General features: G+C 46.9%; 20 protein-coding genes. 12 read left to right on the forward strand and 8 right to left on the reverse strand.

Annotated features, from left to right (window positions below):
- Positions 1 to 396: 396 nt before the first annotated feature.
- The 9 genes from AB1K89_RS17200 to AB1K89_RS17240 all read left to right on the forward strand — a co-directional run bounded on the left by AB1K89_RS17200 (position 397) and on the right by AB1K89_RS17240 (position 7,538).
- Positions 397 to 744 (forward strand): DUF6054 family protein, encoded by a 348-nt coding sequence (locus tag AB1K89_RS17200; protein WP_413055924.1) that lies wholly within the window; start codon positions 397 to 399, stop codon positions 742 to 744.
- Position 745: 1 nt separating this feature from the next.
- Positions 746 to 1,690: a phosphotransferase enzyme family protein gene (locus tag AB1K89_RS17205; RefSeq protein WP_413055925.1), complete on the forward strand. Its 945-nt coding sequence runs from the start codon at positions 746 to 748 to the stop codon at positions 1,688 to 1,690.
- Between the two features lie 14 nt (positions 1,691 to 1,704).
- Complete coding sequence (locus AB1K89_RS17210) at positions 1,705 to 2,358, forward strand: uracil-DNA glycosylase (protein WP_413055926.1); 654 nt, start codon at positions 1,705 to 1,707, stop codon at positions 2,356 to 2,358.
- Positions 2,351 to 2,869 carry an AAA family ATPase gene (locus AB1K89_RS17215; RefSeq protein WP_413055927.1) on the forward strand — a complete coding sequence of 173 codons (519 nt, stop codon included), beginning with the start codon at positions 2,351 to 2,353 and terminating at the stop codon, positions 2,867 to 2,869. The genes AB1K89_RS17210 and AB1K89_RS17215 overlap by 8 nt, the downstream gene beginning before the upstream one ends.
- 177 nt (positions 2,870 to 3,046) lie before the next feature.
- Positions 3,047 to 4,780, forward strand: a complete 1,734-nt coding sequence (locus tag AB1K89_RS17220; protein WP_413055928.1) for an ABC transporter ATP-binding protein — start codon at positions 3,047 to 3,049, stop codon at positions 4,778 to 4,780.
- 89 nt (positions 4,781 to 4,869) lie between these two features.
- Positions 4,870 to 5,082, forward strand: a complete 213-nt coding sequence (locus AB1K89_RS17225; protein WP_413055929.1) for a hypothetical protein — start codon at positions 4,870 to 4,872, stop codon at positions 5,080 to 5,082.
- A 32-nt stretch (positions 5,083 to 5,114) separates the two neighbouring features.
- Positions 5,115 to 5,708: a DNA-3-methyladenine glycosylase gene (locus AB1K89_RS17230; RefSeq protein WP_413055930.1), complete on the forward strand. Its 594-nt coding sequence runs from the start codon at positions 5,115 to 5,117 to the stop codon at positions 5,706 to 5,708.
- A gap of 64 nt (positions 5,709 to 5,772) precedes the next feature.
- A complete protein-coding gene (locus AB1K89_RS17235) occupies positions 5,773 to 6,288 on the forward strand; it encodes a type 1 glutamine amidotransferase domain-containing protein (RefSeq protein ID WP_413055931.1) in 516 nt (171 codons plus the stop codon).
- Between the two features lie 194 nt (positions 6,289 to 6,482).
- Positions 6,483 to 7,538: a YkvI family membrane protein gene (locus AB1K89_RS17240; protein ID WP_413055932.1), complete on the forward strand. Its 1,056-nt coding sequence runs from the start codon at positions 6,483 to 6,485 to the stop codon at positions 7,536 to 7,538.
- 45 nt (positions 7,539 to 7,583) lie between these two features.
- Here the strand turns inward: AB1K89_RS17240 and hmpA are convergent, their stop codons facing one another.
- A complete protein-coding gene (hmpA, locus tag AB1K89_RS17245) occupies positions 7,584 to 8,771 on the reverse strand; it encodes an NO-inducible flavohemoprotein (RefSeq protein WP_413055933.1) in 1,188 nt (395 codons plus the stop codon).
- A gap of 164 nt (positions 8,772 to 8,935) precedes the next feature.
- Between hmpA and AB1K89_RS17250 the strand changes: the two genes are divergently transcribed.
- A complete protein-coding gene (locus tag AB1K89_RS17250) occupies positions 8,936 to 9,379 on the forward strand; it encodes an RrF2 family transcriptional regulator (protein WP_413055934.1) in 444 nt (147 codons plus the stop codon).
- Positions 9,380 to 9,415: 36 nt separating this feature from the next.
- Positions 9,416 to 10,342 (forward strand): manganese-dependent inorganic pyrophosphatase, encoded by a 927-nt coding sequence (locus tag AB1K89_RS17255; RefSeq protein ID WP_413055935.1) that lies wholly within the window; start codon positions 9,416 to 9,418, stop codon positions 10,340 to 10,342.
- Positions 10,343 to 10,398: 56 nt separating this feature from the next.
- On the opposite strand, the gene AB1K89_RS17260 is transcribed toward AB1K89_RS17255, so the two are convergent.
- Positions 10,399 to 11,184, reverse strand: a complete 786-nt coding sequence (locus AB1K89_RS17260; protein WP_413055936.1) for an AAA family ATPase — start codon at positions 11,182 to 11,184, stop codon at positions 10,399 to 10,401.
- Between the two features lie 46 nt (positions 11,185 to 11,230).
- Positions 11,231 to 12,607, reverse strand: a complete 1,377-nt coding sequence (locus tag AB1K89_RS17265; protein WP_413055937.1) for an FAD-dependent oxidoreductase — start codon at positions 12,605 to 12,607, stop codon at positions 11,231 to 11,233.
- Positions 12,608 to 12,710: 103 nt separating this feature from the next.
- Between AB1K89_RS17265 and AB1K89_RS17270 the strand changes: the two genes are divergently transcribed.
- Complete coding sequence (locus AB1K89_RS17270) at positions 12,711 to 13,352, forward strand: DsbA family oxidoreductase (RefSeq protein ID WP_413055938.1); 642 nt, start codon at positions 12,711 to 12,713, stop codon at positions 13,350 to 13,352.
- Between the two features lie 22 nt (positions 13,353 to 13,374).
- Here AB1K89_RS17270 and AB1K89_RS17275 read toward each other — a convergent pair whose 3' ends face one another.
- The 5 genes from AB1K89_RS17275 to AB1K89_RS17295 are packed head-to-tail and all read right to left on the reverse strand — an operon-like array spanning position 13,375 to position 16,341.
- Positions 13,375 to 13,761 carry a Na+/H+ antiporter subunit G gene (locus AB1K89_RS17275; protein WP_413055939.1) on the reverse strand — a complete coding sequence of 129 codons (387 nt, stop codon included), beginning with the start codon at positions 13,759 to 13,761 and terminating at the stop codon, positions 13,375 to 13,377.
- Positions 13,739 to 14,023, reverse strand: coding sequence for a Na(+)/H(+) antiporter subunit F1 (locus AB1K89_RS17280; RefSeq protein WP_413055940.1), 285 nt, complete (start codon positions 14,021 to 14,023; stop codon positions 13,739 to 13,741). The genes AB1K89_RS17275 and AB1K89_RS17280 overlap by 23 nt, the downstream gene beginning before the upstream one ends.
- Complete coding sequence (locus tag AB1K89_RS17285; RefSeq protein ID WP_413055941.1) at positions 14,020 to 14,502, reverse strand: Na+/H+ antiporter subunit E; 483 nt, start codon at positions 14,500 to 14,502, stop codon at positions 14,020 to 14,022. The genes AB1K89_RS17280 and AB1K89_RS17285 overlap by 4 nt, the downstream gene beginning before the upstream one ends.
- Positions 14,503 to 14,525: 23 nt before the next feature.
- A complete protein-coding gene (locus tag AB1K89_RS17290; protein WP_413055942.1) occupies positions 14,526 to 16,010 on the reverse strand; it encodes a Na+/H+ antiporter subunit D in 1,485 nt (494 codons plus the stop codon).
- On the reverse strand, positions 16,003 to 16,341 hold the full coding sequence (locus tag AB1K89_RS17295; protein ID WP_252504567.1) for a Na(+)/H(+) antiporter subunit C: 339 nt from the start codon (positions 16,339 to 16,341) through the stop codon (positions 16,003 to 16,005). The genes AB1K89_RS17290 and AB1K89_RS17295 overlap by 8 nt, the downstream gene beginning before the upstream one ends.
- Position 16,342 lies beyond the last annotated feature (1 nt).

Below are 16,342 nucleotides of genomic sequence, written 5' to 3' on the forward strand. Positions count from 1 at the left end.
TCCCGCGCCCAAAGAGAGGTGTCCCGCGCCCAAAGAGAGGTGTCCCGCGCCCAAAGAGAGGTGTCCCGCGCCCAAAGTGAGGCGTCCCGCGCCCAAAGAGAGGTGTCCCGCGCCCAAAGAGAGGTGTCCCGGCGCCCAAAGAGAGGTGTCCCGCGCCCAAAGAGAGGTGTCCCTCGCCCAAAGCGAGGTGCTCCGCGCCCAAAGTGAGGCGTCCCGCGCCCAAAGTGAGGAATCCCGCGATCAAAGTGAGAGTGTCCCTCGCCCAAAGTGAGGTGTTCCGCGCCCAAAATGAGGCATCCCGCGCCCAATACCACCCTCCTCTCTCTGAAGTTTCAACAAATTGAAACTTCCATTCAGTTCTATACGTATTTAGACATAATGAGAGGAGAGGTTGATATGTCAATCAAGAACTTCAACGTGTCGATTTCGCCAGGGGAAGCGGCGTCTATCATCCAATCGGAAATCATCCGGGGGAGCATTAGTGGTACGTTGGTGGATCATTATATGAGGACAGCCGGTTCGTCGGAAGTACATGTATTGATTATGGAGAAATATTATATGCGCTCCAATAATCGCGCGTCCGTTACGGCGACAATCGACAACTTCGAAGGGGCAACGCGCGTCCATGTCGTCGCGGCAGGCAGCTCTGAGGGCGTATTCTTCCGCTTCGATTGGGGAGCGGGCGCAAGCTTTGCGACGAGCGTAGAACGGGCTTTGGAGCAATACATCGTTGGAGGTGGATGAATTGATCTTCGAAGTTATTCAACATTATTTTACAGAGCCTGTTACACGGCATGAAATTTTGAGGGACAAAGATAGAATTGTTGCAGAAGTTAAAGTGGGCGATTGCACATATTTTCTAATAGGTGAAAAGCAGCCTGCTTCATTTATTGAGAACGTCATCAAACTTACAATCATTATGAGCAAGGCGGGAATGCCGTTCATCGTGCCCGAAAAAACGATGAAGGGAAATCGTTACGTTGAGCATGGTGATTTGCTATTTATTCTAGAAAAAAAGGGGGATGGGGAGGAGGTTAAACGCCTCCGATTGTCACATATTAGGGAGATTGGAAAATTGCTCGGCAAACAGCATGCCATCTCTTCAACAACGGATTTTCGCTTCGGAGTAGGAACGAGTTGGGGCATGTTCGGCGGGAATGAAACCGATGCGCTTGGAGATTATGATGAAAATGAATTAAACTACTTGGATTTTGTTCAAACGATTGAAGAACAGGGAATGTTTAGTAAGGAGCTGACCACGGTAAAAGAACTGTATCAAAGTAGAAGATCACAATTAAAAGAAGTGTGGAATTCGCTTCCGATAGGACCGGTTCAAGGGGATTTCTGTCCTTATAATCTTTTATTCCAACGAGATAAAATTTCCGCCGTTTTCGATTACTTTATCGCAGGGGATGAAGTTCTGATCAATGAGTGCATAGGCGTTGCTGTTTTCTTGGCATGGCATTATGACTTCGAAGGAAATGAAACACCTGTAGAACGATACGAAGCATACATAGATGCCTATACATTGGAAAGACCATTGTCTGATCGCGAAATGGAGATGATCCCGCACCTATTGGCAATTATTCGCGCATTTCGATATGATCGCATAGAACAAGGAATTGACAAGATTAAACAAGGTGACGGAAAAGCGTTCATAGATGAAACAATAATGTTACTGCAAGGATGAAAGGGGGTGTGTCGATGTTTCGGATACCAGAATCGATTGCGGATATTGGCAAGGAGAGGATTAAGGGATTTCCTGTAGAGGGGTTTGTCTACGGAGAGGGACCACAGAAGCCTGAACTGATGTTGATCGGCGAAGCGCCTGGGGAATTCGAGGCCGTGGACGGAATCCCTTTCATCGGCAGGGCCGGCAAGGAATTGATGAAGTCGCTCGATTCGATCGGATTGACGCGAGAAGACGTCTATATAACGAGTACGGTCCGCAGCAGGCCATACAAATGGGGCGAGAAGCGGGAGCGGGACGGCACGATGACGAAGCGGAAGTACAATCGGCCTCCGACGACGAAAGAGATTTTAGCGCATGCCCCAGTACTTGATTATGAGATTGCAAATATCGAGCCAAAGCTGATTGTGGCGCTCGGGAATGTCGGCTTACAGAGGTTGCTCGGCAAAGATGCGAAAGTGACGGAGCTGCATGGACAGTTGTTAGAGCGACCGGTCCGGTTTCTGCCCGATTTCGATAGCACGACGTTCGAATGGACAGATGAAGTATACCGAATCGTGCCGACATTCCACCCGGCGGCCATCTTTTATCGACCATCCCATAGACCGGATTTGGACGCGGATTGGCTGAAGATTGGCCAGTTCTTGGAGGATTTGAGGAATGAATGAAAAGACATATAATCGGATTCTCATTATCGGGTGCAGTGGCGCAGGAAAATCGACATTATCGATCGAGCTTGCGGACAGGCTGCAATTGCCGGTTCTTCATTTGGACGCCCTTTTTTGGAATGAAGGATGGGTGCCGACCCCTAAGCCTATATTTCGGGAAAAACTTCAGAACGAACTTGAAAAGCCCGCATGGATCATCGATGGAAATTTCAACTCCACGATTGAGATGCGGGCTCAATATGCTGATCTCGTCATCTTCCTCGATTTCCCGAACTGGCTATGCCTGTCCAGGATTTTCAAGCGCAGATGGATGTATCGGGGGAAGACGCGGCCGGATATGGCGGAAGGTTGTCCGGAGAAAGTCGATTGGGAGTTTGTGAAGTTCATATGGACGTATCCGAAGAAGAAGCGTCCAGGCGTCTTGCAAATGCTTGAGCGCTGTGAGGCGGAAGTGCTTATTATGAGATCGGCGCGGGAAGTGGAAAGATGGTTATGTACTCTTAGTAGATAGATAAGGCTGGTAGTTTTTATCGTTTATGCGCATTTGTCAGCGTTTATGAGCATTTAGAGGGATTTATGCGTGAGTTTTTCTTATTATGAGTGATTGGAACAATTTATGCGTTTTTGTGGGCGTTTATGCGCGTTTGGATAAAATTATGCGTATTTGAAGAAAGAAGAGGGTGAGTGGATGGAAAGTGAATTGAAAACGAAAGGATCGATGAAGGAATTTATCGGTTTATTGCGCCAGCTGAAGTGGCCGAAGGGGAAGACGGCAATTGCGCTTCTCCTTGCTTTATTTTCAACAGCGGCGAGCTTGGCGGTTCCGTTAGTGACGAGGGAACTCGTCGATTCATTGACGGAGGCATCTTTTGATTGGAGAACGGCCGTGTTCCTATTTACTGTTTTCATTCTACAGGCTGTGTTGGGTGGCGTTTCATATTACTTACTAGCGTTCATTGGTGAAACGATTGTTGCCGACTTGCGAAGCAAAATATGGGGCAAGGTGCTGCGGCTTCCTGTTGCCTATTACGATGAGAATGAAACCGGTGAAACGATGAGCCGGATCACCCAGGATACGACGATGCTGAAGCAATTGGTTTCGGATCATCTCGTGTCGTTCATTACGGGTATCATTTCGATTATCGGAGCGGTTGCGATTCTTTTGTATTTGGATTGGAAGATGACGTTGATCATGTTGATCAGCATTCCTGTCAGCATGGCAATCATTTTTCCGCTCGGCAGGATTATGCATAAAATTGCGAAGGCGACACAAGGGGAGATGGCGAAATTTTCGGGTCATCTCGGCCGGGTGCTTGGCGATATCCGGTTGGTGAAGGCGTACCGGGCGGAGCCGAATGAAGGCGCAAAAGGTGATAAGGCGATCCAATCGCTGTTTTCATTCGGACTTAAGGAAGCGAGGATTCAGGCGATCATTTCGCCGGTCATGACGCTTGTGATGATGAGTATTTTGGTCGTCATTTTAGGTTATGGCGGTGCGCAAGTTTCGAAGGGCGTGTTGTCTGCGGGAACGCTTGTCGCAATCATTTTTCTCATGTTCCAGATCATTATGCCGTTTGCGCAGATGGCACAAGTGTTTACGATTTTCCAGAAGGCGGTCGGTGCAACTGAGCGGATCCAGCAGATTTTAGGCATGGACAGCGAGCAGGCGGAAGGCGTCGCTATTGTTCCGGATGGATGTATCCAGTTTGAATCGGTAAGCTTTTCGTATGAAAGTGGAAAGGGAATTTTGGACGGGATTTCATTCCAAGCAAAACCCGGAACGGTCACCGCGTTTGTCGGACCGAGCGGCGGAGGAAAGACGACGATCTTTTCTTTGATCGAACGTTTTTATTTGCCGACGGCGGGTGTCATAACGGTAGGAGGCACGCCGATTGCGGATATCGCATTGTCCGATTGGCGGAAACGGATCGGCTATGTGTCGCAGGAAAGTCCATTGTTAAGCGGAACAATCTTGGATAATATCGCGTACGGTTTGGAAGAGCGCCCATCACTCGAAGAAGTGCGGAAGGCTGCCGAGGCGGCGAATGCACTCCATTTCATCGAGGAGATGGCGGATGGCTTTGAGACGCTTGTCGGGGAGAGGGGAATGAAGCTGTCGGGCGGTCAACGACAACGAATTGCGATTGCGAGGGCGTTATTGCATGACCCGGAGATTTTGCTGCTCGATGAAGCGACTTCGAACTTGGACAGTGGATCGGAAACGCATGTACAGGAAGCTCTCCAGCGGCTGATGGAAGGGCGTACGACACTCATCATTGCGCACCGGTTGTCGACGGTGATCGACGCGGACCAGCTCATCTTCCTGGAAGCAGGACGTATTACGGGGATCGGCACGCATGAAGAGTTAATTAGGTCCCATCCGCTCTATCGGGAGTTTGCGGAAGGGCAAGGATTGTCTTGAACGTATCAAGTTGTATCATTCATGGGGACAATGAGTATGTGAAAGAGGCTTTTTATATAATTGAGTGAAATAGTTGGAGGAAAATTGAAATGGCAGCAAAGAAATCGCTGGCGGATTATCAAAGAGAATATGAGGAAATCATCTTTGCAGACCGGCCAAAGAGAGATATGCTGCTGGTCGGATTAATGAAGGAGATGGAGAAGCAATTCAAGATCCCCATGCCTAGAAATAAAGAGTGGGAAAAAAAGAACCCGGAAATCTCCGCGATGTACAGGAAATTAGTGATTACAAAATCACTGTAAAGATAGAAAATCTGCACGGATGGAGGATGAAGATGTACGAGCCGATTGATAAATCATTTTTTGAACCGCATGTGCTGGAGCTTGCCCGGAATCTTGTCGGACAATATATTGTGCATGAGCATCCGGACGGGGTGATTGCTGCGAGGATTGTGGAGACGGAAGCGTACCATGGACCTGAGGATCGTGCAGCCCACAGTTTCGGGAACCGACGGACGAAACGGACGGATATCATGTTCGGTGCGCCAGGGCTTGTGTATACGTATCAAATGCACACACATACGTTAATGAATGTCGTCAGTGGCCCGATTGGAACCCCGCATGCTGTTCTTATCCGTGCGGCAGAACCGGTTGAAGGGCTTGAGTTGATGCAGGACAACCGCGGTCCGCATTTGAAGATGAAGGATTGGACGAATGGGCCTGGGAAGTTGTCGAAAGCGCTCGGTGTGACGATGAAGTATTATGGACATCATTGGGCGGACGAGCCGCTATTCATAGCCGAAGGACCGGGGGCAAGCGAAATCGAAACGGGTCCCCGTGTAGGAATCGGCAAGTCGGGGGAAGCCGTCCATTATCCATGGAGATTTTTTGAAAAGGATAATCCTTATGTCTCAAAGTACCGCCCTTAAGTTTAGTAGCTCTACAGTGTGGAATAGTAATAAGGCTACGATAATTGAAAGGGTGGATGATTGAATGGCTAGAATTGCTACAGTTATCACGAATCTATTCGAAGACTCGGAGTACACGGAGCCCGCAAAGGCGTTCGAAGAAGCGGGACATGAAGTCATCACGATCGAGAAGGAAGCCGGCAAGGAAGTAAAGGGCAAGCAAGGGGAGTCTACGGTCAAAATTGACGTCGGGATTGACGATGCCTTGGCTGACGACTTCGATGCTCTGTTCATCCCAGGAGGTTTTTCTCCGGACCAGCTGCGGGCGGATGACCGATTCGTCCAATTCACGAAGAAGTTCATGGATGATAAAAAGCCGGTTTTCGCCATTTGCCATGGACCTCAGCTGTTGCTGACGGCGAAGACTTTGGAAGGCCGCGATGCGACTGGCTATAAGTCCATTAAAGTCGATATGGAATATGCAGGCGCCAACTATGCGGATAAAGAAGTAGTCGTATGCCAAAATCAGTTGGTGACGAGCCGGACGCCAGACGATTTGCCGGCGTTCATTCGAGAGTCGGAAAAATTACTGGAAAAATAATGAAACAGGGTCGTTCCGTAATAGGGACGGCCCTTTTTTTGTTCATAGACGAATGTAAAAATAAAGAAAAAATATTATGTTGAAATGAAGTGAATAGCATGTTAAATTGAAACGGGACAAGTTAATTCACGTTGAAAATTCGGATTATTTAGTAGATGACCGGTTTTTTTCGGGGACACCAAGGGGGAAACAACATGAAAAAAATTATGAAAATGGGAAGCGCTTTCATAGGAATTATCGTCGGCGCCGGTTTTGCTTCAGGTCAGGAGATTTTGCAGTATTTCACTAGCTTCGGAATGATGGGGATTGCTGCTGCAATTGTCTCTACTGCTTTATTCGCGTATATCGGCATGGTATTGACGAGGCTCGGCAGCCGGTTGCGTACGACATCCCATAAAGAAGTTATTTATAAGATCAGCGGCCGTTTCTTAGGAACAATCATTGACTATATCATTATTTTTACATTATTTGGCGTAGGTACCGTCATGGTAGCGGGAGCCGGTTCAAATCTAGAGCAGCAATTTGGCGTCCCTCCATTCGTCGGAAGCCTGCTGATGGTTGTGCTTGTGTTCATAACTATCCTATTGAATGTTGATAAAGTCGTAGCGGTTATCGGTAGTATTACTCCATTTCTCATTATTGCTGTCGTCGGAGTTTCAATCTATTGCTTAGTGACGATGGATACGTCGTTTGCAGTGCTTGATCCGATTGCGAATGATGTGAAGACGACATTGCCGAACTGGTTTATGTCTGCCGTGAACTACGTTTCGTTTAATATTGCGGTTGGCGCATCCATGTCATTGGTAATGGGTGGAGCGGAAAAGGATGAAAAGACCGCTGCACTTGGTGGATTGGTCGGTGGTTTAGGATTAGGTATTCTAATTTTGCTAAGTCATTTGGCGATCTTCTCCAAGGTGGATGTCGTAGCGGATTCAAATTTGCCGATGCTGGCAATCATCAATGAAATTTCTCCGGTTCTTGCGATATTCATGGCTTTCGTCTTGTACGGAATGATTTTCAATACAGCTGTCAGTATGTTCTATGCATTTGGGGCCCGTTTTGTTAAAATCGGTACGAAGAACTTCAAGATGTTTGTGTTAATTACTTTACTGGTCGGATTTGGGCTAAGTTTCTTAGGGTTCAAAAACCTTGTCGCTCATTTCTATCCATTGATCGGTTATTTAGGATTACTGCTTTCGGGTATTTTGATTATCTCGTCATTCAGGTTGCCTGAGAAGGTTAAACGATAAGAAAAACGCGGCTCCCGTGACAGGGAACCGCGTTTTTTTGTTGTATTATACGTGTTGCAGTTCTAGCTCTTCCTTCGGTCCGAAGAATTCGAAGTGGATTTTTTCTTCTGGGAATCCGATTTGGTGCAATGCGGAGATGACAGCTTGCATGAATGGGGTTGGTCCGCAGACGTAAACGTCGCTGCCTTCCGCTACATGTTTCGCAAGGAATTCACTGGTGATTAACCCGTCGCCTTCTTCGGAATAAAGCACTTCGTATGTTGAATTTGGAAGTGATTTGGTCATGCTGCGCAAAACTTCGTCGAACGCCTGGTGCTTGCGCGTACGTGCTGAATGAAGGAATGCAACAGATCGTTCAGGTGTAGCATTTGCAATCGTTTCATACATCGCCATCATTGGCGTAATGCCGACACCTCCGCTGATCAATGCGACAGGCGAAGTGCTTTCCATATCTAAATAGAAATCTCCTGCCGGTGCGCTCACTTCGATTTTATCGCCGATGTTCACGTTGCGATGAAGGTGGACGGAAGCCTTGCCATTCGGAACACATTCATCTTCCCGTTTGACTGAGATCCGGAATGTGTCTTTTCCTGGAGCTTGAGTCAAGCTGTATTGACGGTTCAACATATACTCGTCGCCAGGAATTTGGAAGCGTACTGTAATGTATTGGCCAGGTTCATACATAGGCAGCTGTTCGCCGTCCGCCGGTTTCAAGTAGAAGGATGTAATGACGTCGCTTTCCGGGACTTTGTCGACGATGACGAAGTCTTTGAATGTTCTCCAGCCGCCTTTAGCTTCTTCGGCTTTGTCATACATGTCTTGCTCAATGCCGATGAATGCGTCAGCGATGACTCCGTATGCTTCACCCCAAGCTGCGATGATTTCAGGGGTTGCCGCGTCACCAAGTACTTCTTTGATCGCACCGAGGAGATGATAGCCTACAATCGGATAATGTTCTTTTTCAATTCCCAATGAACGGTGTTTATGAGCAATTTGGACGACTGCCGGGATGATGGCTCCGAGATTGTCGATGTTTGCCGCTGCTGCGTATACCGCATTGGCAAGTGCTGTTTGTTGACGACCTTTCGATTGGTTTGCGTGGTTGAAAATATTCAAAAGCTCTGGATGAGCGGCGAACAAGTTTTTATAAAAGACTGTTGTAATTGCTTTACCATGTTGTTCAAGAACGGGAACTGTCGATTTTACGATATCAATTGTTTTTTGGGATAACATAAGGTGCACAACCTTTCTTGTTTTGTTAATTCCACTATAAACAATTATTTTCGTTAAAGATATATTTAAAATGCATCTTTGATGTTGATGTAAAATTTTAGACACATTTCTTTCACGATACCGACATAATCGCTTATAATAGGTTGGTGAATGGCGGTGGAATTATGCGGTTAACATTATATACAGATTTTTCATTGCGTGTACTCATGTACTTAGGCACAAAGGAAGTCGGAGAGCTATCGACCATCCAGGAAATTTCGGATCGATACCAAATCTCGAAAAACCATCTGACGAAAGTGGTCCATGAATTAGGGAAGATGGGACTTATCGAAACGGTTCGCGGTCGCGGAGGCGGAATACGCTTGAACGTGAAACCGGAAGAAATAAATGTAGGAGAGCTCATACGAAAAACGGAGGATGATTTTTATCTCGTCGAATGTTTCCGTGAGGATGGCAATCAATGTATCCTATCGTCTGCATGCAAGTTGAAAGGTGCATTGCACGAAGCGCTTGCCGCATATTTGGCAGTGCTGGACAAGTATACGATTGCAGATTTTCTAGTAAATAAAGATGAGCTTGCTGCAATTTTGTTCGACAAACCTTTGTGATAGAATAAATAGGAATAGACCTGTAGGAGGATTACGATGGGAAAAGTATTAGTATTTGGACATAAAAACCCTGACACCGATTCGATTACGTCGGCGATCAGCTATGCTTATTTGAAACAACAACTTGGGATGGATGCAGAAGCAGTACGGCTTGGTTCCATTTCAGGTGAAACAGCTTTCGCGCTAGGCCAATTTGGCTTTGAAGCTCCACGATTGATTGAAAAGGCTGCGCCGGAAGCACAGCAAGTCATCCTTGTCGACCATAATGAAAAGCAGCAGAGCGTAGATGATCTGGATGAAGTACAAGTCATCGAAGTTGTGGATCATCACCGGATCGCGAACTTCCAGACGGCGGATCCGCTCTATTACCGCGCAGAACCGGTAGGCTGCACAGCGACAATCTTGAAAAAGCTTTATAAGGAAAATGGCGTTGAAATTCCTAAAGACATTGCGGGGCTTATGCTTTCTGCTATCATTTCCGATTCACTGCTATTTAAATCTCCAACGTTCACGGAAGAGGATCGCGTAGCAGCTGAAGAATTGGCTGCCATTGCGGATGTGGATGCGCAAACGTACGGCCTTGAAATGCTGAAGGCTGGCGCAGATTTGAGCGGAAAATCGCTTGAGGAACTTGTCTCGCTTGATGCGAAGGAATTCACGATCGGAGACGCGAAAATTGAAATCGCACAAGTGAACGCGATTGAAGTTAATGACGTCATGAGCCGCCAAGCCGAAGTGGAAGTTCTGTTGAACAGCATCATCGAAGAAAAAGGATTGGATCTGTTCCTGTTCGTTGTTACGGACATCCTGAACAATGATTCGACCGTCATTGCTCTCGGTAAAGCAGCTGAGCGCGCTTGTGCCGCATTCAACGTCCCATTGACGAACAATACAACTATCTTCAAAGGTGTCGTTTCAAGAAAGAAACAAATCGTGCCTGTATTGACAGAAGCATTGAAGTAATAGTTAGTAAAAACAAATAAGAAGCGGAAGGTGAGCATACTCCCTCCGCTTCTTTTTCATTCAAATAAATGCCGTAAATAACGGTCCGGGGCGTTCAGGAAATCCCGTGTCAGCTGGACGTGGGTCATTTCCTCGAACGTGCAACGGACAAGCTCGCCATCCTGGATTTCGTACAAGTCCGCATCAGGATACGCCATGAAGATAGGGGAATGCGTCGAGATGAGAAATTTGGCGCCATCTTTCGTCATGTCGTGAATCATCGCGAGGAGCGACAATTGGTTTTGCGGTGATAAAGGCGCCTCGGGCTCATCGAGTATGTAAAAGCCGCCGGGGCGGAATCTAGCTTGGAACAAGTCAAAAAAACTTTCTCCATGGGACCTTTTCTCGAGCCCATCCCCGTATAAATTGTGCAACTCATTATATGTCCTAGCATAAGGAAGGATTTCTAGGCTGTAAGGATCGCGCCGTTTGATTTCCTCCGCTTTCGCTCGGGCTTCTTCGCGGATGATCGCAATGCTCCGCGTATACGTAATAAAATCGGAAGCCCTGAAAAAGAATCCATTTTTCGTCTTTACATCCCAGACGAGTTTCAAGTCATCCGTCAAATCGAAAGCGGGGGAGAGGGAATGGTCCCTTTCCATATGCTCGCCGCTGATCAGGATGCTGCCCGCTGCCGCCGCAATCCCTTCGAGAAGTGTCGTCTTCCCGCTTCCATTGTCGCCCGCAATGATCGTAACGGGCGATTCAAGGGAAAGTGATTCGAAATTCCGGATGATATCGAGATTAAACGGGTAATGGTCGTCAACTGTTTCCTGCTTCCGTATGATTTTCCGCAAGGACATATGAGTCACTCCTTTTGGACAGTATACCGGAAAACAAGGGAAGCGCCTATCCCAAATCTAACGGCTTTGTTGCGGGGCCTTCAAGGACGGAGCCATCCTTTCGGAAACGGGATCCGTGGCATGGACAGTCCCAAGTCTGATCGGCTTCGTTCCACCGCGTTCTGCATCCCATATGTGTGCAAATAGGGGAGTTGGTCCTGGAAATATGCCCGCCTGTGAATTCTCTCAGTACAAGTCCCGTGTTCTTCAAAGCTTGGACGAGGAATGAACCGAAGCCTGTTCGATCGGGAGCATAGAGGGAAGCCGCTTTGTTTTGCCGTCCGACAATCTGGTCGCTAATAATCCGTGCACTGACGAGTGAATTGGTGAGTCCCCATTTTCTGAACCCGGTATTCAAATAAACATATGGCATGCTTGAGGAAATGCAGCCTGCATAAGGAATAAGGTCTGGCGTCTGAGGGTCTTGTGCGGACCAGCCGTAATTCATTGCGTCGAGCTGATAAACATTCCTCAATTCGGAGGACAATGTTTCATAATGTACTTGCGTCTCTTTCTCCATCCCTGCTTGATGCCCTTCCCCGGATAAGAGAAAATGTGTTTTCCCGTCAATATATGCCGTCCTTACAGAACGTTTCGGATTATCGACCGAAATATATTGGCCGGTCAACGGCATATTGGCCGGCGCTGAGACGATATAGGATCGGCTGACAATCAATTTTAAGATTTGCAATCCTCTTATCGCTTCTATTGGATAATGTGTACAAAGGACAAGTTCATTGAATTGAATTTCGTTTTCTGACTGCGTATAGAGCAGTCGTTTTTTTAAGTCCATCAGCCGTACATCCGATTTCTCGAAAATCCGGGCTCCTGCTTTAACGGCCATCTTCGCCAAATGCTGGCCGAAGCGGACAGGATGGATCTGTGTTTCGTCTCTCATCGTCAAGGTCGCTTCCGTTTTCAAAGGAAGTTCGCTATTCCTGCCCAACTCTCCTACAATACCAATGTCATCGTATGCTCGCTTTTCATCTTGAAGCAATTCAGTCCCATACTTAGTTTGTGAAAAAAGGATGGAATCCGCGTTCCTCAGTTCATCTCCTTCAGCGAAAGAACTTCCGAACAGGACAGCTTGCCGGTTAACATCATAATAGGTTCTTGCATTGTCTCGTCCAAACTGTTTGATCAAGTTTGCATAGACGATGTCATGTTGCGTCGTCAATTTTCCTGTTGAATTGCCTGTTGCACCGCACAGAATTTCATCTTTCTCCAGCAGGATGACGTCTTTCCCTTCCTTGGCGAGAAAATAAGCGTTCGCAATTCCGCTCAAGCCTCCTCCGATAATGCAAACATCGCATGATAGATCTTTGTCCAAAGCGGGGTAGGAATCCCGCGGATAAGCGGTCTTTAGCCATAGTGAATTGTACATATTCAGCCCTCCAATTAATCTTCGATAACAATAGCAGCAGGCATATTCATTGTTGCCATTTTGAATGAAATCTAAAATGGGAGATGAAAGGTGGTCATGGATCGTGAAAATTGAAATATGGTCAGATTATGTTTGCCCGTTTTGTTATATCGGGAAACGGAGATTGGAAGAAGCATTGAAGGCAATGAACTTGGAAGACGACACGGAAGTGGTGTTCAAGGCGTTCCAATTAGATCCGAATACGCCTGTAGGAGCAGGAAGGTCTGTACCGGAAGACCTAGCGAAGAAGTATGGCATGAGCTTGGATGAAGCGAAGAAGATGTTGGACAATGTTGCAGATCAGGCTAAAACAGTCGGACTGAACTTTGATGTCGAAAGCATGATAGGGGCGAACACATTCAATGCGCACCGTCTCGCTAAGCTCGCCGAAACGGAAGGCAAGGGGGAGGCGGCATCAGAGCGCCTATTGCAAGGTCATTTCGTAAATGGGGAAGCTGTCGACAATGAAGATACGTTGTTGGCAATTGCCGAGGAGGCCGGTCTGTCGGCCGATCGAGTGCAACAAGTACTTCAATCTGATGAGTTTGCCGAAGACGTGAAAAAGGATATCGAAGAGGCTGGGCAAATCGGAGTGAGAGGCGTGCCGTTCTTCGTCATCAACCGCAAATACGCCATTTCGGGGGCTCAGCCAGTCGAGGCATTCACGGAAGCATTGAAGAAAGTGGCGGCGGAAGAAACGAATTGATCCAAAACGAAAAAATGACGGTCTAGCTTTTTTCGCTAGAACCGTCATTTTTGTTTTCATTCGAATATAACACTTCATATAACTCATCTTCCGTCGAAATATCCGCCAGTTTCACCTTCGACCGATACGCTGCCCGGACAATCAGATGACCTGCCACCGGAGCGGTAAGAAAGACGAAAACGATACCGAGCAGAACCCGTACACTAACGAATTGCTCGCGGAAAAGAAAATATAAAAAAGTGCCGGAAAGCGTCAGCAACACCGCAAGAGTCGAGCTCTTCGTCGCGGCGTGCGACCTCGTATATACATCGGGCAAACGAATGAGTCCGAACACACTAATGACACTCGCAATCCCACCAGTCAAAATGAGCAAAGCTCCTATGAATTCACCGATCTCGTTTACGCTCAACGATGGCACCCCTTTCAATTGATTTCGAAAAGGCGATTGTCCCGATGAATGAAAGAATCCCTAAAATCAATATGACTTCCAAAAACGCTTTTGTTTTCATCATGATCGAAACAACAGCAATCATCGCAATCAAGTTGACCCCGATCATATCAAGTGCAATGACACGATCTGGCATGGAGGGGCCGAGGATGATCCGGATGACAGCGATGGAGATGGTAATCGAAAAGAGGACAAGCGATATCGTTATCATCGTTTCAATCATCGTGTCACCTCCATAATCGCTTTCTCAAAGTTCTTCAGTTGTTTAATCAAACCGGCCCGCGACTGCTCAACGTCCATCGCATGAATATAAAGCGTATTGCCTTCAGGCGACACTTCCATGACGACAGATCCGGGAGTCAACGTGAGAAGAAGGGACAACATCGTCACTTCCACATCGCTCTTCAAAACGGTTTCATATTTAAAGATGCCTGGTTTTATATTCAATCTCGGGCTTAAAATCTGCCGTAAAACGACGATACTTGACTGGGTCAATTCCGAAATGAAAATGAAAAGCAACTTAATAGAATAAAACAAACGGCGCAAATAAAATTGGGTGCCGAAAAAGCGATGCATGAAAAAGATGATTCCGATTCCGACAAGGAAGCCGGCGAAGAAAGTCGTGAATTTCAATTCATCTTCATCCATCAACGTCATCCATAAAAACGCGATGAACAGATTCAGTAATAACTGGGCTGGCATCTATCTCCACCTCAACTTTCCGCTTAACGATTTCCTTGTAAAACAGCTTCTATATAGATTTCCGGATTCATAAGCGTCCGTGCAGCATCACTCACATATGGAGCGATCCCTTCGACGCCGATCCCGATTGCAACCGTCATGATTGCAAATAAAACACACGGAACGAGCATCCCTTTATTCAATGGAACATCGTCGTCCTCACTAATGATCGTTTCGCCCCAAAAGCAATTCAGGAAAATGCGCAATAGCGAGTATAAGACGAATATGCCGGATAAAAAGGCCGCCGCCAAAAGGATAAATGAGCCTGCTTCGATTGCTCCCTGACCTATGTACACCTTGCCGATGAACCCGCTTAACGGAGGAATTCCGGCGAGTGACAGCATCGTGATGAAAAATAGCCAACCGAGCGTCGGATAGTTCCGGATTAATCCGCTCATCTCTTCGATCTTGGCTTTACCCGTCAGATAAATCATCGTTCCTGCAATGAGGAATAGCAATGCTTTGATGACCATGTCGTGAATCAAATAATAGATGGCTCCTTGGAATGCGGCTTCTGTTGAAATCGCAAGACCTGCCAATATGAATCCGACCGCTATCACAACATTGTACGAAACAATTTTGCGTATATCGTTATACGCAATGGCACCGACACTTCCGCCAATCATCGTAAGAATCGCCATCACACCTATCACAGTATGTGTAATGACCGTTTCATGATAAAAAATAAGCGTGAAGATACGGAACATCGCGTAAATCCCCACCTTCGTGAGCAGTGCTCCAAACAGGGCCGCTATGACGGTCGGTGGCGCGCTGTATGATCCAGGAAGCCAGAAATAAAGAAGCAACCCCGCCTTCAAACTGAAGACGATTAAAAAGAGAAGGCTGATCACTGTCAGCAACGGACCTTGTCCGACTTCTGCGATTCTCACTGACAAATGAGCCATATTCAACGTTCCAACCGTACCGTAAATATACGCGATCCCCATTAAGAAGAACCATGAGGAAAGGACATTGATCGTTACATATTTAATTGATTCAATCAGTTGAATCTTTCTGCCTCCCATTGTAATGAGCACGTAAGAGGAGAGAAGCATCACTTCAAAACAGACGAATAAGTTGAACAGGTCTCCTGTCAGGAATGAGCCGTTAACGCCCGCAACGAGGAAGAAGACGAACGGATAAAAGAACATATTCTCATGCTGTCGTCCGATTGACGAAAAAGCGTATAGGAGTAGAATTCCTGTCACGATTGAAGTCGTCGCGACGAGAAGCATGGAAAAGGAATCTGCAACGAATAAAATTCCGTAGGGCGGCAGCCAGCCTCCAAAATCGAGCCTCAAAATCCCGTCTTGCTGGATCCGATCTAAAATGACGAGACTGACGACGACTGTCGCGATACTCGACACGATGCTGAGGACTCGCTGCGTGTTTACGTAAGGACGTAAAAATACGAGGATGATTCCAGTTAGTAAAGGAATGATCATTGGCATAACTAGTATATTATTCATCTTCAAACCCTCTCAATGCTTGGAGGTTGTCAGTTCCCGTCTTCTTGTACGTGCGATACGCAAGTACGAGTAGAAATGCGGTGACGGCGAAGCTGATCACAATTGCAGTAAGAATCAGCGCCTGTGGCAATGCGTCCGTATAGCTTTCCGCATTCTCGCCGAGCAACGGGGCACTGCCTTTCTTCAAGCCTCCCATAGTCATCAATAGTAGATGCGCTGCGTGAGACAGGACGGCAGTCCCTAAAATCACGCGAATTAAATTGCGGGACAGCAGCAAATAGACAGCGATTGTCACAAGAAAGCCGACAAGTATCGTTATTAATGTTTCCATC

Source organism: Sporosarcina pasadenensis (assembly GCF_047228845.1).
Taxonomy (GTDB): Bacteria; Bacillota; Bacilli; order Bacillales_A; family Planococcaceae; genus Sporosarcina.

Coding starts and splice junctions, on each gene's coding strand:
- AB1K89_RS17200 (WP_413055924.1), top strand. CDS start 397: ATGTCAATCAAGAACTTCAACGTGTCGATTTCGCCAGGGGAAGCGGCG.
- AB1K89_RS17210 (WP_413055926.1), top strand. CDS start 1,705: ATGTTTCGGATACCAGAATCGATTGCGGATATTGGCAAGGAGAGGATT.
- AB1K89_RS17215 (WP_413055927.1), top strand. CDS start 2,351: ATGAATGAAAAGACATATAATCGGATTCTCATTATCGGGTGCAGTGGC.
- AB1K89_RS17220 (WP_413055928.1), top strand. CDS start 3,047: ATGGAAAGTGAATTGAAAACGAAAGGATCGATGAAGGAATTTATCGGT.
- AB1K89_RS17225 (WP_413055929.1), top strand. CDS start 4,870: ATGGCAGCAAAGAAATCGCTGGCGGATTATCAAAGAGAATATGAGGAA.
- AB1K89_RS17230 (WP_413055930.1), top strand. CDS start 5,115: ATGTACGAGCCGATTGATAAATCATTTTTTGAACCGCATGTGCTGGAG.
- AB1K89_RS17235 (WP_413055931.1), top strand. CDS start 5,773: ATGGCTAGAATTGCTACAGTTATCACGAATCTATTCGAAGACTCGGAG.
- AB1K89_RS17240 (WP_413055932.1), top strand. CDS start 6,483: ATGAAAAAAATTATGAAAATGGGAAGCGCTTTCATAGGAATTATCGTC.
- hmpA (WP_413055933.1), bottom strand. CDS start 8,771: ATGTTATCCCAAAAAACAATTGATATCGTAAAATCGACAGTTCCCGTT.
- AB1K89_RS17250 (WP_413055934.1), top strand. CDS start 8,936: ATGCGGTTAACATTATATACAGATTTTTCATTGCGTGTACTCATGTAC.
- AB1K89_RS17255 (WP_413055935.1), top strand. CDS start 9,416: ATGGGAAAAGTATTAGTATTTGGACATAAAAACCCTGACACCGATTCG.
- AB1K89_RS17260 (WP_413055936.1), bottom strand. CDS start 11,184: ATGTCCTTGCGGAAAATCATACGGAAGCAGGAAACAGTTGACGACCAT.
- AB1K89_RS17265 (WP_413055937.1), bottom strand. CDS start 12,607: ATGTACAATTCACTATGGCTAAAGACCGCTTATCCGCGGGATTCCTAC.
- AB1K89_RS17280 (WP_413055940.1), bottom strand. CDS start 14,023: ATGATTGAAACGATGATAACGATATCGCTTGTCCTCTTTTCGATTACC.
- AB1K89_RS17285 (WP_413055941.1), bottom strand. CDS start 14,502: ATGCCAGCCCAGTTATTACTGAATCTGTTCATCGCGTTTTTATGGATG.
- AB1K89_RS17290 (WP_413055942.1), bottom strand. CDS start 16,010: ATGAATAATATACTAGTTATGCCAATGATCATTCCTTTACTAACTGGA.
- AB1K89_RS17295 (WP_252504567.1), bottom strand. CDS start 16,341: ATGGAAACATTAATAACGATACTTGTCGGCTTTCTTGTGACAATCGCT.